Source organism: Lacrimispora sp. (assembly GCF_031982545.1).
Taxonomy (GTDB): Bacteria; Bacillota; Clostridia; order Lachnospirales; family Lachnospiraceae; genus Lacrimispora.
This window is the reverse complement of record NZ_DALYXB010000020.1, coordinates 17818-31266: the sequence shown is the minus strand read 5'-3', so window position 1 is coordinate 31266 and position 13449 is coordinate 17818. Positions and strand designations below refer to the sequence as shown.

The window sequence follows — 13449 nt, the reverse complement described above, 5'->3', positions numbered from 1 at the left end:
TGTCATTCGATCTTATTACCCTACCTGCTCATCTCGCTTTGAGGTCCCTTATCATTATGTTCCCGAATTACAGTATTCACTTCGCTTAAATCAGAGGTTGGAAGATCACCTGGTATGGTGTTCTTTAAAGCCGCAGTGGCATTGCCGTACTGAACTGCTTTCATGCAGTCACCGCCAGTGCTTAAAAGGCCATAAAGTGCACCTGCTATATAAGCATCTCCGCTTCCAATCCGGTCAACAACATCAATATTATGGTATGGTTCTTCCTCATAATATTCGTTTCTTGCAGCATCGTAAATAATGGAACCGAACGTATGGCTTTTCGGACTATGTACGATTCTCTGCGTAGAAGCCACGATGGAAATGGGATAATCTTTTGTAAAGCTCTTCATCATCTCTTTGGCTGTTCCTTCTTTTTTGAAGGTCAGCCTTGCTGTATCTTCCGAGCAGAAGAAAATGTCCACAAAGGGAAGGATCTGCTCGATGCAGGCTCTTGCTTCCTCTCCTGTCCATAAATTACCGCGGAAATTTACATCAAAAGAAATGATGGTGCCGCTCTCTTTGAATTTGCGTATCATATCAATGGCAGTCTTTCTCGTATTCTCACACAGAGCAAGGGTAATGCCGGTGGTATGAAAGCAGGTAGTCGCTTTATACATATCATCTGGAAAAGAGGCTTCACTGATATGATAGAAAGAGCTGTTCTTTCTGTCGTAAATTACCTTGGGTTTCCTCGGATATGCACCATATTCGTAATAATAAAGTCCAAGTCTGGCATTGGAGCTGTCATCATAAACAAAATAATCATCACTGATTCCATAAGAACGCACTTTGTTCTTTACAAAATTTCCCATATCATTGGCAGGAAGCTGGGTCACCACACCGGTATGAAGCCCTAAAAGAGCAGCTCCTACCGCAACGTTTAACTCTGCTCCACCAACCTGTTTCTGAAAGGAATCTCCCCGGACCAGTCTTTCCACTCCGTCCGGAGACAGACGTAAAAGCAATTCTCCCAGGCTTAATAAATCAAATGGTCTGTCACTCATCTTGATCGTTCCTCCATAGATTCTAAAAAAAAGGGGGTCATTGCATAATGACCCCCGATGTCTTTCCTCGTTCAATTAGAGGCAGTCATATCTACTGCCGAAAACAGTTCAGCCTGATTATCTCTGAACACGTCCTGATCCGTCACCGCCAGCAAGGCTGTCAACATCTTCTCTGGATACAAGGTTAAAGTCGCCAGGAATGGTGTGCTTTAATGCGGAAGCAGCTACTGCATATTCCAGTGCAGCCTTGAAATCTTTCTTATCAGCCATACCGCAGATTACGCCTGCTGCGAAGGAATCTCCGCCGCCTACACGGTCTACGATTGGTGTAACGTGATACTTTCTGGAGTGATAGAATTCACGGGTAGCTCCATCCATAATACATGCAGACCAGCCGTTATCGGAAGCGGAATGGCTTTCACGTAAAGAGCTGATTACATATTTGAAGTTGAACTTGTCAACCATCTGATTGAAGATATCAACATATCCCTGTAATTCCAGTTCTCCGGAAGTAACATCAGTGTTGCCTGGCTTGAAGCCAAGTACTTTCTCTGCATCTTCTTCGTTACCGATACATACGTCAACATACTGCATTAAGTTAGTCATAACCTTCTGAGCTTTCTCAGAAGACCATAATTTCTTACGGAAGTTTAAGTCAACGGATACAGTTACGCCATGAGCCTTAGCTGCCTTTAAAGCTGCCTCAGTCAGTTCAGCTGCACTGTCGCTGACAGCAGGAGTGATTCCTGTAAAGTGGAACCAGTCTGCACCCTCAAAGATCTCATCGAAATTAAAGTCTGCTGCTGTTGCAGTAGAGATAGAGGAATGTGCTCTGTCATATACAACAGTAGAAGCTCTCATAGCAGAGCCTGTCTCCAAGAAGTAGATACCAAGTCTTTCGCCGGTCTTTGCAATGTGCTTTGTTCCAACATTATATTTTCTTAATGCTGCAACTGCGCAATCACCGATTGGATTCTTCGGAACTGCTGAAACGAATTCTGCTTCATGTCCGTAATTTGCAAGAGAAACAGCAACGTTTGCTTCGCCGCCGCCGTAATTTACATCAAACTCATCTGCCTGAATAAACTTTTCATTGTTCGGGGTAGATAATCTTAACATGATCTCGCCCATGGTTACGATCTTTGCCATTTTGTATTCTCCTTAATTCTCAAGTTGTTTTCTATTATTTGCGAGCTGCTGCTACTGCTTCAACAAATTCTTTTGCTTTTGCTGTAACTGCTGCAAAATCGCCTGTATTAGCGCCCTTTGTCAGGCTGCTGCCTGTACCAACGGCATATGCACCTGCCTTGATCCACTTATCAACGTTATCAACGTCAACACCACCGGATGGCATGAAATCACCCTGAGGAAGGGGTCCTTTAAAGGAGCTGATAGCTGCCGGTCCCATGATGTTGCCTGGGAAGATCTTGATGATGTCACAGCCGCACTCCAGTGCAGTGATTGCTTCGGTAGGAGTCATAACACCTGGAAGCATCGGTACTCTGTAACGGTTGCAAAGCTTGATTGTCTCTACGTTTAAGCCTGGGCTTACCACATAGTTTGCACCTGCAAGGATAGCTGCTCTTGCAGTTTCAGGATCAAGTACGGTACCTGCACCGATTACAACATCTTCATTGGTGCTATATTTTTCAGACATTTTAGCGATGAATTCAATTGGGTTTCCTTCATCCATAGTCATAGTAATTTCAATAAAATTGATTCCGCCTGCAATGATTGCATCAACGACTTTCTCGCCCTGTTCCAGGCTTTTTGCACGAACAACAGCAACCAGACAGTCTTTTTTCATCTTTGATAAAACTTGTTCTTTTTTCATGATTGTTCTTCTCTCCTTTTTTAAATTCGTATATACGAATCAACTTCATATTTACGATTCTTATACTTGAAATATTAATCGCTTCCAGGCATTTTGTCAATAAGTATTCCTCATATTTTTCCAAGAAAGCCTAATAACCTGGAAACCTCCATACCCTTTCTGGAAACCAGCGTTCCAAGAGCCTCATAATCTTCCGCCGGCTTATATAAGCTGGAAATGCTGATCGCTCCCAGTACGTTGCCATCCCGGTCAAAAACCGGTGCTCCCACGCACTGCATATGCTCTTCCATCTCTCTTGCATCAAAGGCGTATCCTCTTTCTCTGACTTCTTCCAGTTCAGCAAGGAGGCCTTCTCTGTTTTCAATGGTTCGTTCTGTATACCGGGCAAATCGGATACGGCTGATGATCTGATCTCTGTTTTCCTCATCACTGTACGCAAGAATCACCTTCCCCAGGGAAGTGCAGTACATCGGATTTTTCGATCCCACCGTAGCGGTTGTAATAATAGGATTCTCCGGTTCGAACTTACATATGTATACAACATGATGATCCGACGGAATTCCAAAGAAAACAGTTTTTCCTACTTCTTTGGAAAATGCCTTCAGTACCGGCTCAATAATTCCGATGAAATTCAGATTATTGGTATAATTAACTCCGATTCTGTATGCCATTAAGCCAATGGTATAATTCTGCTTCTGCCCCCGTGTCACATTGACCATGCCCATCTCTCCCAGAGTAGTGACAATATCATAGGCACTGGTCTTTGGTAAATCCAGTTTCTGACAGATATCATCTAACGTTGCGCCTTCCGGTGTTTTCGAAATAAGCTTCAGAATTTCTACTGTACGTTGTGTGGTTCTGTTAAGTTTCATGGTATAGCCTCCGTTTCTAGGCTCTAGTATACTCCCGGGATCCACAAAAAAGCAAGATTATTTTCGCATATACGAAGTATTTGTAAGTGTTTACAGGATTATACTGATTTTATGGATTATTTTGCAAAATTAATAAATGAGGGATTGTAATATATATCATAATTATGTATAATAACTTAGGAATGTAAATACTTACAATTACGGAGGGATGCTTTTGAATATTTATGATGTTTCCGAACATGCTCATGTTTCAATCGCCACCGTTTCCCGCGTGATTAACGGGAATCCCAATGTCAGTGAGAAAACCAGAAAGCGGGTTCTCGCTGTCATGGACGAGCTTGGTTATACACCGAATGTGTTCGCCAGAAGTCTGGGGCTTAACACCATGAAGACCATTGGAATCATGTGTGCGGATTCCTCTGACCCATGGCTTGCAGAGGCTGTCTATTTTCTGGAAAAGCAACTGAGAAGCAGCGGATATGATTCCATCTTATGCTGCAGCGGCTATCTTCCCGAAACCAAAAAGAAGTATCTGGAACTGCTGCGTTCCAAGCGGGTGGATGCCATAATCCTTGCCGGCTCCCATTACGTGGAAGCCAGAGAAAAGGACAATGCCTATCTTTTGGAAGCTGCAAAGGACATCCCCATTATGCTGGTCAATGGCTGTCTGGAGGGCGGACAGATTTACAGCACAGTCTGTGACGATCAGGCCGCTGTCTATTCTGCTGCTGCAAAGCTATACCAATCAGGCCGGTCAGCACTGTTATATCTTTATTCCGGCACTTCTTACAGCAATTTACGGAAGCTCTCCGGTTACCGTCAGGCAACTGCTTCTGCCAATTTACCGGTTCGGGACGAACTTATGGTTCTCTGTTCCAAAGATCCGGATCTTGCCATGGAACAGCTTAAGGAACTGTCCGATTCCGGAATAAGGTTTGATTCCGTTTTGGCTGCTGAGGATATTTTGGCCGTTGGTGCGGTAAAATATGCGAATCAGACCGGAATTTCCATCCCTGAGGGCTTAAGCATCATCGGATACAATAATTCCATATTGTCCCGTTGTACAACGCCCGAAATCACTTCCGTGGACAACAAGGTAGAAGCTCTCTGCACCACTACCGTCAATACTTTGATGAAGGTGCTGGAAGGAGGCAATGTGCCTGCAAAGACCACCATTACTCCAGAGCTGATAAAGCGAGGTACTACTAATTTCTAATCACATATATTTTTAAGGAGGACTCACCAACATGAAACAGTTTATGGACAAGGACTTTTTACTGTCTACCCAGTCTGCAAAAGATCTTTATCACAATTATGCGGCAAAGATGCCTATCGTAGACTATCACTGCCACATCAATCCACAGGAAATCTATGAAGACCGCAAATTTGATACCATTACTCAGGTATGGCTGGGCGGCGATCATTATAAATGGCGTCAGATGCGTTCCAACGGTGTAGAAGAAAAGTACATCACAGGAGATGCCACTGACAGAGAAAAGTTCCAGAAATGGGCAGAAACCATGCCAAAGCTCATTGGAAACCCTCTTTATCACTGGAGCCACTTGGAACTTCAGAGATATTTTGGTTACACCGGTTACTTAAACGGAGATACAGCAGAAGAAGTCTGGAATTTATGCAACGAAAAGCTTCATCAGGATTCCATGAGTGTACGTAATTTAATCAGACAGTCCAATGTAACCGTAATCTGTACTACTGATGATCCTGCTGATACACTGGAATGGCATCAGAAAATTGCTGCAGATTCTACATTTGATGTAAAGGTTCTTCCAGCATGGAGACCAGACAAAGCCATGAATGTTGAAAAGCCTGATTTTGCAGCTTATATTGCAAAACTGTCTGCAGCAAGCGACATGGAGATCAAAGACTTCGCTTCTTTAAAGGCTGCTTTAAAGAACCGTATGGAATTCTTTACAAGCCAGGGCTGCTGCGTTTCCGACCATGCCCTTGAGTATGTAATGTATGTACCTGCAGATGATGCAGAGCTTGATGCTATCTTTGCAAAGAGCGTTTCCGGAAAAGCTGTTACGAAAGAAGAAGAGCTGAAGTACAAAACTGCATTTATGTTATTTGTAGCAAAAGAATACAATCACATGGGTTGGATCATGCAGCTTCATTATGGCTGCAAGAGAGATAACAATGCGTATATGTTTGAGCAGTTAGGACCTGATACAGGATTTGACTGTATCAACAACTACGCTCCTTCTGCACAGATGGCTGATTATCTTAACGCCTTAAGCGTTACTGATGAGATTCCGAAGACAATTATCTACTCCTTAAACCCTAATGATAACGCTTCCATCGGAACGATCCTTGGCTGCTTCCAGAGTCAGTACCCAGGAAAGATCCAGCAGGGTTCTGCCTGGTGGTTTAATGATCACAAAACCGGCATGACAGACCAGATGACTTCTCTTGCCAACTTAGGATGCCTTGGAAACTTCATCGGAATGCTTACCGACTCCAGAAGCTTCTTATCTTATACCAGACATGAATATTTCCGCAGAATTCTTTGCGAGCTGGTAGGCGGCTGGGTAGATAACGGAGAATATCCGGACGACCAGAAAGCGTTAAAAGAAATGATCGAAGGCATTTCTTATAACAATGCCATGAACTATTTTGGATTCTAAGTCATTAATATAAAGACAGGATGCCGCAAAGCATAGCTGATTTCAGCTGCTTGACGGCATCTTTTCTTTTCACTTCACGATTTATTGTTATTTTGGGGAATCAGATATACCGTTTCACTGCCGCTATGTTGGGAATCCGGCTGTTTTACAATTAAGAGATTATCCCCATAAGACAGCATGACACGAATATTCGATGAATCATTTTCTAAATCAAAATTTTGAAGTTCAATTTTTCCCGTACCCTCATCCATTCTGTAAATCTGATTGGTATTCCTTTTATATAAGTATTTATTAGTAGAAAGACCGGAAAAATCACGGACATACTCAACATCATTTTCATATAAAAGAGCCTGATTATCGCCCTGATCAAAATCACTGACAATGGTATGATTGGAATAATCCGTAATGGTGAAATAGTGATTGAATACACTAAAAGAACCTATTCCACTGGTTAATTCGTAGTTTTTTAGCAGATCGGTTATATTTGTTTCACTTATAAAAGTGAAATCAGAATTATACCTGGTAATAAAGCAATTGAAGCTGGAACCGGGCTTGCTTTTTTCTAAAGCATACAGATAGCTCCCATCGCTGGTTATATATATAATTTGACGGGGTGGGTTTACTTTACTTGAAATCGGGGTACTGGCTTTTGAATCCAGTTCAGCCAGCTCCATGTTCTGGTTACTGTTCATTGTTTCCACAAAAGAATAAAAGGCTCCATTCTCCGTATGATTCCCTTGAAGAGATACCAGGCTGCTCCCTAAGACTGTTAATGGAATAAGCTTCTGGGAATACATATTTTTAGATACTGCATACATCTTATCTTTCGTATAATTTACAGCATATAAGTCATTCTCCAGTTCAGATCCATTATAAAGACTTAAATAAAAATAGAGCGTGTCATTGATCAATGCGTTGCTCAGCCCTTTCAAGGCGAAATTATCTACGGTTAAAATCGTTTGATTACTTCCATCCTTAAAATTGTAAATATAAAAAGTGGCATCCGACTCGCTCATCTCCATATATAATAATTTGGTTTCATAAATATCTATATAGGTTCTCAGAGCAGAATCATCAAAGGTCACATTGTATGCCTGGACTTCATTTGATGTGGATTCACCGGTATTGCCATGATCCGTCTGAATATGGCATCCTGACAGGAATATGATGCATACCATGATCAGCGGCAGGATAAAGCCTTTGATTTTCTTATTCATATATTCAGGAACTCCCTCTTAGTGCCTTAAAAAGACCAAAGGGAACATATCCCCTCAGTCTTTTTAAGAAACCTGGCATTCTATAAATTTAATACATAAATCCAATATTTACCCGGCTGTATGCTTTATATAAAGTAGAGGCAGACTTCGTATATGTCCAGGATTCTCCGTCCAGTCCTGAACCAGAGTATCCAATCCATGGATCACCCAGTGCAAACGCAGACTTATCACTTTTCGCTCCATACACCGACATAAAATGACCGTTTGTTGAATAAAGCCAGCCGTCACTGGTTGAAAAAGTCAATCCAATAATGGGCGCCGCTTTGGATGTGGAAACACCATTGTATAATAGTCTGCACATCTCAGAGGAGGATTCATTGTATCTTCCTACGTATCTGCATCTCGTCTGCTGCCCGTTAATATAGTTTATCATATCAGCAAGATAAGAGCCATCGGCAGTAGTCCGGCATCCTCTTGCTATGTCCGACTGATTGCGGGCAACTCCGAGATAATTTAATGTAGCCTGAACAGCTGCCGGACCGCAATTATAGTTTGTAATCTGACTGTATACGGTATATCCATTTAGGTACTTCCAGGAAGTAGCTGCCTGACGTGAAAGGCTTTGATTCAGCAAATCATCTTTCTTAACGCCTGATTTATCCTGTGGTCTTGCAGATCGGGCGCCTTTGGGAGTTTTCAGGGAATCCCCGCTTACAGGGCTGCTCTCTCCACTTACAGATACTGTTTTCGCTTCTATAAATTCTTTCGTGGAATCCTCTTGCGCAGCAAAGGAGATGCTGTTGGCTGACAACGCCATCGATAAAGTCAGAAACATTAAAAGTAGCTTTTTCATAATTATTACCCTCCATTTTCTTTTGTTACCAGATTCTTTTGATTCATTTACCGGATATCCGGCGACCTGATGCAATACTTAATACGAAATAGCACTCACCTCCCCCTGGGTCTGTTATTCCAATATACTACAAAATTCTACAAAAAACGGAATCATGTTGAAAATAGCAGTTTATATGTAATAAAATACTGGTCTTATTTTCCACTAAATTGAACAGACCCACACAGGTTTGATTTATAATCTACCTGTGTGGGTCTGTTCATCCTGATAAAATGTAACACTCTTCTTTTAAAATCCGATGTAATAAAGCGCTCCTGGTACCAGTAGATGCAAAGCTATAAAAAGAATCGCCAGCAACGCTGCTCTCCTGTGCCATACTAAGATTACAGCTTTTTTCTTTATGGAAAAGAGTACTCCAAGAATCACCGCTGCAATACTGACAATCCAGGCAAGGGTACCTGTATGAAGCCTGATTGAACCAAGCGCCAGGTATCCATGAATCAGGGAAATCACTGCCAGACCAAACCCGGCAGGTTTATGAATCTTTCTAAACCTCATTCTCCAACTGGTAATCATACGATTTTTCCCTTTGTAGAATATCCGGTTAAAATGCCTCAGTAAAAACGGCATCATAACAATTGCAAACAAAACTGCGCTTGTAATACCTAATACTTCATACATATCATCGCCTCCCGTTTATTCCACAATTTTTCCTACTTCTTTTATCTTTTTTAAAACTGAAGTTCCGTGAGGCGATACTTTCTTAATCTCTTCTGTCAGATCCTTACCTGCCGTATAGCCGTTGTGCTCTCCGTCCTTCCACATCTTGCTTTCAGTCACATCATAGATCACGCCGTCAACCGCGATATAAGCAGGATTTCCGTCTTTACCATTATATTTTGAAAGTTCATCCAATGTAAGTTCCAGTTTTTCTGAGGATCCAGTAGTATTGTCCTGAACTTTTGAACCGGCACAGCCCGCAAGCAGGAATATAATCAAGAATGAAAGAACATAAATTATCATGTTTTTTTTCATAGAACCATCTCCTTTTTATCTTTTTTGTATTTGCTATTATATCAGTATATTTGTTTTTTATCAAGAATTAATCTAAATTATAACTAATTTTTTTTACATTTTCTGTTAAATTACTAGAAAATTAACAGAAAAAATGCTGTAACACAAGACTATTATGAAGCAAGCTTGTATTACAGCATTCTTATTCCTATATCATTTTCTTATATAATAACTTTAACCGGGCATTTGGCCGCACATTTACCGCAATTGGTACATTTGTCATAATCAATGATTGCAACATTATTGTCCATGTGGATGGCATCAAATTCACATTGTTTGATACACATGGTACAACCAATACAGCCCACTTCGCATTTAGCCTTAACATCTTTTCCCTTATCATGGGAGTTACACTGAACTAAATACTCAGCTTTATATGGAACCATATCAATTAATGCATTGGGACAGGAAGCCACGCACTTACCGCAGGCAACGCATTTCTCCTTATCAACTACCGCAATACCGTCCACAACATGGATTGCATCAAATTCACATGCTTTCACACAGGATCCGTATCCCATACAACCATAAACACATGACTTTTCACCAGATCCAGGTATGACTGAAATTTTTCGGCAGTCATCAATACCATAATAATTATATTGAACTTTTGTTTTATCACAGCTGCCTTTGCACTTCACAAAAGCAACCTTCTTCTCAGCTGAACCTGCAGCTACTCCCATGATTTCACTGATCTTTTCTGTCACAGAAGCACCACCGACTGGACAGGCACCAACATCAGCCTGACCTGCAGCAATGGCTTTTGCAAGAGCATCGCACCCTGCATAGCCGCAGCCGCCGCAGTTGTTGCCTGGCAGCTCATTTCTGACCATGATCTCCTTCTCGTCAACCTCAACTTTAAATTTCTCACTTGCAATGCCGAGGAATACTCCAATCAGAATACCGATAATGCCAACAACGGCCGCCGCAAAAATAATTCCTGTTATCATGTTCTTTCGTCTCCTCCCTTAAATTAATCCGGAAAATCCGAAAAATGCAATTGCCATCAGGCCAGAGGTAATCAGAACAATTGGTGATCCCTTAAAGGAATGAGGAACGTCATTATATTCGATTCTTTCACGGACACCAGCCAGCATAATAATGGCAATGGTGAAACCAACGGAAATACCCACACCGTTTACAACGCTCTCCAGAATGTTATAGTCCTTCTGAACATTGGTCAGTGCCACACCTAAAACAGCACAGTTCGTTGTAATCAGGGGCAGATATACACCAAGAGCCTCATAAAGAGCAGGCATGGATTTCTTTAAAAACATTTCTACAAACTGTACCAGCGCTGCAATTACAAGAATAAATACGATCGTCTGTAAAAATTCCAGATGAAGACCGACCAATACACTCTTATAAATTAAGCTGGTAACAAATGATGCAATGGTAATAACAAAGATAACAGCCGCGCCCATGCCGGCAGAAGTTTTCACATTTTTGGAAACTCCAAGGAATGGACAAAGGCCGAGGAACTGACTGAGCACTACGTTATTAACCAGTGCGGAGCCAATGGCAATTAGTAATAATTCTTTCATCGATCCACTCTCCTATTCGTCTTTCTTGGAAGTTGCAGTTTTTAATTCTGCTTCTTTTCTGGCTACTTCTGCTTTTTTCGCTGCAAGAGCTTCTTCCTCTGCCTGTCTTTTTCTGGTATCTAAAACTTCATGGTTTGACATACAGGAAGAACCGGTACAGGACATACAGTTGCCTCCGCAGGCTAACTTAGACTGTGGAACAGAGCCGTTGGTTGCAGACGGAGCTTTAAATTTATTCTGCAGAGCAGTTAAAATAGAAAGCACAAAGAATGCACCAGGAGCCAGAACAAAAATAGCAATGTGGTAATTCTCCGGAATGATGGTGTGTCCGAATACTGCACCGGAACCCAGGATCTCACGAACAATTCCGATACAGGTTAAGGCTACTGTGAAACCAAGTCCCATACCAATTCCGTCAAATGTGGATTCTGCCACTCCGTTCTTGGAAGCATAGGATTCTGCACGACCTAAGATAATACAGTTAACTACGATCAGCGGAATATAGATTCCAAGAGCTGAATAAAGGCTGGGCACATATGCCTGTAAAAGCAGCTGCACGATAGTAACGAGAGTTGCTACAATAACAATGTAAGCCGGAATTCTGACACGGTCCGGAATAATCTTACGCATAGCAGAAATAATCATATTAGAAAATAACAGTACCACAGTTGTGGAAAGTCCCATACCTGCTCCGTTTACTGCAGATGTGGTAACAGCCAGAGTCGGACACATACCGAGCATCAGCACGAAGGTCGGGTTCTCTTTTACGATACCGTTAAATAAACGTTCTGTACATTTGTTGTTCATCTTCCCACCTCCTACTGATTCATATAGTGATGCACATAATACAATGCCGCATTAACCGCATTGGTAGTAGCGCTTGATGTAATGGTAGCACCGCTGATGGCGTTGATTTCAGCATCGCCTGCATTACCTGATTTGGTAACCGTAAGTGACTCCGCACTCTTTCCATTGTACTGATCTTTAAATGCCGGTTCTTTCGCCTTAAGACCTAAACCTGGAGTATCGCTGATTGCCAGAAATTCAATACCGCTTATGCTTCCATCGGCTTTAATTCCTACAGACAGTTGGATTGTACCGCCGTAGCTGTCATCGGAATGGGACGTGATAACATAACCAAGCAGTGTGCCGCTTGCGTCTACCGCCTGAAGTGCATTGTTCACACCAACATTACCAAAGTTCTGTGTGGTAAGATCTGTATTGCAGGTTTCAATGGCCGCCTTCATCTTATCATCAGACTTAAAATCAGCTGCTTCTGGAAACACTGCCTTATATGCCTCAATATTTGCAGCAAGAGTTGCTTTTTCAATCGGAGCTTTCGTAATCTGATAAGCACCGCCTAACAGGAAACCGGAAACCAGAGTAATGACAAATAAAATCAACGCGTCTTTCATATATCCGCCACTCTTCATCTTATTTGCCCTCCTTTCCAAATGCTTTTGGAAGTGAAATCTTCTCAATCAGCGGAACCAGAATATTGCTGATGATGATTGCATAAGAAACTCCCTCTGCAGAACCTCCGAAAAGACGGAACAGACCGGTAAGCACACCTAACAGAATTCCAAAATAGATCTGCCCCTTTATTGTAACAGGACTTGTTACATAATCGGTTGCCATAAAGAATGCACCAAATATGATACCACCGCCGCATAAGTGAGTCAGGACGTACATCAGGTCATGCTGTCCAAACACAAATACAAACAGCGAAAATGTAATTAAATAGGCAGCCGGAATACGGATAGATATTACTTTCCTTGCGATTAAATACGCCGCACCAATCAAAAGGGCGATAACGGAAACTTCTCCGATTGTTCCAGGAATTTTTCCGATAAACATGGCCGCCACATCAACTGACTGACCAGCTTTAAATGCTGCAAGAGGGGTAGGACTTACAACCGCGTCATTGTATGTAAACATGGTCATAGGACCTGCAAAAGAGATCAGAAGAAAACATCTTGCCGCAAGGGCTGGGTTCATAAAGTTCTGTCCCAGACCGCCGTAAAGCTGTTTTACAACAATGATCGCAAACACACCGCCTAAAAATGGCATCCATAACGGAATTGCCGGAGGCATGTTAAGTCCAAGAATCATTCCGGTTACAAGTGCACTGCCATCACTGACAGTTACTGGTTTCCCCATAAGGGTTTCAAAAACATATTCACTTAATACACAGGATAAAATGCTGACAAGCAACACCAGGGCAGCTTTTACTCCAAACTGATATACACCATACGCAGTTGCCGGGATCATGGCAATCGCAACATCCAGCATAAGATTCTGTGATGTTACCTGGTCCCTGACATGAGGTGATGATGATACGTTTAATAATTTACTCATACTTCA

The 13449-nt window shown here is 42.0% G+C and carries 15 protein-coding genes; 2 read left to right on the top strand and 13 right to left on the bottom strand.

Annotated features, from left to right (window positions below; genetic code table 11):
• Nucleotides 1-20 precede the first annotated feature (20 nt).
• The 4 genes from ABS301_RS24130 to ABS301_RS24115 all read right to left on the bottom strand — a co-directional run bounded on the left by ABS301_RS24130 (nt 21) and on the right by ABS301_RS24115 (nt 3752).
• A complete protein-coding gene (locus ABS301_RS24130) occupies nt 21-1046 on the bottom strand; it encodes a sugar kinase (protein ID WP_349674607.1) in 1026 nt (341 codons plus the stop codon).
• 117 nt (nt 1047-1163) lie between these two features.
• Nucleotides 1164-2195 (bottom strand): sugar kinase, encoded by a 1032-nt coding sequence (locus ABS301_RS24125; RefSeq protein ID WP_277407273.1) that lies wholly within the window; start codon nt 2193-2195, stop codon nt 1164-1166.
• Between the two features lie 34 nt (nt 2196-2229).
• On the bottom strand, nt 2230-2880 hold the full coding sequence (locus ABS301_RS24120; protein WP_104435835.1) for a bifunctional 2-keto-4-hydroxyglutarate aldolase/2-keto-3-deoxy-6-phosphogluconate aldolase: 651 nt from the start codon (nt 2878-2880) through the stop codon (nt 2230-2232).
• 110 nt (nt 2881-2990) lie between these two features.
• Complete coding sequence (locus ABS301_RS24115; protein ID WP_349674606.1) at nt 2991-3752, bottom strand: IclR family transcriptional regulator; 762 nt, start codon at nt 3750-3752, stop codon at nt 2991-2993.
• A 214-nt stretch (nt 3753-3966) separates the two neighbouring features.
• On the opposite strand from ABS301_RS24115, the gene ABS301_RS24110 reads away from it, so the two are divergent.
• The gene (locus ABS301_RS24110) at nt 3967-4968 is read left to right on the top strand and encodes a LacI family DNA-binding transcriptional regulator (protein WP_349674605.1); all 1002 of its coding nucleotides are present in this window, start codon (nt 3967-3969) and stop codon (nt 4966-4968) included.
• A gap of 31 nt (nt 4969-4999) precedes the next feature.
• On the top strand, nt 5000-6397 hold the full coding sequence (gene uxaC, locus ABS301_RS24105; protein WP_349674604.1) for a glucuronate isomerase: 1398 nt from the start codon (nt 5000-5002) through the stop codon (nt 6395-6397).
• Nucleotides 6398-6471: 74 nt separating this feature from the next.
• Here uxaC and ABS301_RS24100 read toward each other — a convergent pair whose 3' ends face one another.
• The 9 genes from ABS301_RS24100 to ABS301_RS24060 all read right to left on the bottom strand — a co-directional run bounded on the left by ABS301_RS24100 (nt 6472) and on the right by ABS301_RS24060 (nt 13443).
• Complete coding sequence (locus tag ABS301_RS24100; protein WP_349674603.1) at nt 6472-7614, bottom strand: hypothetical protein; 1143 nt, start codon at nt 7612-7614, stop codon at nt 6472-6474.
• Between the two features lie 88 nt (nt 7615-7702).
• Complete coding sequence (locus ABS301_RS24095; RefSeq protein ID WP_349674602.1) at nt 7703-8467, bottom strand: C39 family peptidase; 765 nt, start codon at nt 8465-8467, stop codon at nt 7703-7705.
• A gap of 288 nt (nt 8468-8755) precedes the next feature.
• Entirely contained in the window at nt 8756-9148 is a 393-nt protein-coding gene (locus tag ABS301_RS24090) for a hypothetical protein (protein ID WP_349674601.1), read from the bottom strand.
• A gap of 15 nt (nt 9149-9163) precedes the next feature.
• Nucleotides 9164-9502: a cytochrome b5 domain-containing protein gene (locus ABS301_RS24085; protein WP_349674600.1), complete on the bottom strand. Its 339-nt coding sequence runs from the start codon at nt 9500-9502 to the stop codon at nt 9164-9166.
• A 200-nt stretch (nt 9503-9702) separates the two neighbouring features.
• Nucleotides 9703-10491 (bottom strand): RnfABCDGE type electron transport complex subunit B, encoded by a 789-nt coding sequence (locus tag ABS301_RS24080; protein WP_349674599.1) that lies wholly within the window; start codon nt 10489-10491, stop codon nt 9703-9705.
• Between the two features lie 18 nt (nt 10492-10509).
• On the bottom strand, nt 10510-11085 hold the full coding sequence (gene rsxA / locus ABS301_RS24075) for an electron transport complex subunit RsxA (protein WP_170821694.1): 576 nt from the start codon (nt 11083-11085) through the stop codon (nt 10510-10512).
• 12 nt (nt 11086-11097) lie between these two features.
• Complete coding sequence (gene rsxE / locus ABS301_RS24070; RefSeq protein ID WP_349674598.1) at nt 11098-11892, bottom strand: electron transport complex subunit RsxE; 795 nt, start codon at nt 11890-11892, stop codon at nt 11098-11100.
• 11 nt (nt 11893-11903) lie between these two features.
• Nucleotides 11904-12518 carry an RnfABCDGE type electron transport complex subunit G gene (locus ABS301_RS24065; protein ID WP_349674597.1) on the bottom strand — a complete coding sequence of 205 codons (615 nt, stop codon included), beginning with the start codon at nt 12516-12518 and terminating at the stop codon, nt 11904-11906.
• Nucleotide 12519: 1 nt separating this feature from the next.
• Nucleotides 12520-13443, bottom strand: a complete 924-nt coding sequence (locus ABS301_RS24060; RefSeq protein ID WP_349674596.1) for an RnfABCDGE type electron transport complex subunit D — start codon at nt 13441-13443, stop codon at nt 12520-12522.
• Nucleotides 13444-13449 lie beyond the last annotated feature (6 nt).

Excerpts from the sequence above, each read along its gene's own strand:
- ABS301_RS24080 (WP_349674599.1), bottom strand. The coding sequence starts at position 10,491 with ATGATAACAGGAATTATTTTTGCGGCGGCCGTTGTTGGCATTATCGGT.
- ABS301_RS24090 (WP_349674601.1), bottom strand. The coding sequence starts at position 9,148 with ATGTATGAAGTATTAGGTATTACAAGCGCAGTTTTGTTTGCAATTGTT.
- ABS301_RS24085 (WP_349674600.1), bottom strand. The coding sequence starts at position 9,502 with ATGAAAAAAAACATGATAATTTATGTTCTTTCATTCTTGATTATATTC.
- uxaC (WP_349674604.1), top strand. The coding sequence starts at position 5,000 with ATGAAACAGTTTATGGACAAGGACTTTTTACTGTCTACCCAGTCTGCA.
- ABS301_RS24115 (WP_349674606.1), bottom strand. The coding sequence starts at position 3,752 with ATGAAACTTAACAGAACCACACAACGTACAGTAGAAATTCTGAAGCTT.
- ABS301_RS24065 (WP_349674597.1), bottom strand. The coding sequence starts at position 12,518 with ATGAAGAGTGGCGGATATATGAAAGACGCGTTGATTTTATTTGTCATT.
- ABS301_RS24095 (WP_349674602.1), bottom strand. The coding sequence starts at position 8,467 with ATGAAAAAGCTACTTTTAATGTTTCTGACTTTATCGATGGCGTTGTCA.
- ABS301_RS24130 (WP_349674607.1), bottom strand. The coding sequence starts at position 1,046 with ATGAGTGACAGACCATTTGATTTATTAAGCCTGGGAGAATTGCTTTTA.
- rsxA (WP_170821694.1), bottom strand. The coding sequence starts at position 11,085 with ATGAAAGAATTATTACTAATTGCCATTGGCTCCGCACTGGTTAATAAC.
- ABS301_RS24125 (WP_277407273.1), bottom strand. The coding sequence starts at position 2,195 with ATGGCAAAGATCGTAACCATGGGCGAGATCATGTTAAGATTATCTACC.
- rsxE (WP_349674598.1), bottom strand. The coding sequence starts at position 11,892 with ATGAACAACAAATGTACAGAACGTTTATTTAACGGTATCGTAAAAGAG.
- ABS301_RS24060 (WP_349674596.1), bottom strand. The coding sequence starts at position 13,443 with ATGAGTAAATTATTAAACGTATCATCATCACCTCATGTCAGGGACCAG.
- ABS301_RS24100 (WP_349674603.1), bottom strand. The coding sequence starts at position 7,614 with ATGAATAAGAAAATCAAAGGCTTTATCCTGCCGCTGATCATGGTATGC.
- ABS301_RS24120 (WP_104435835.1), bottom strand. The coding sequence starts at position 2,880 with ATGAAAAAAGAACAAGTTTTATCAAAGATGAAAAAAGACTGTCTGGTT.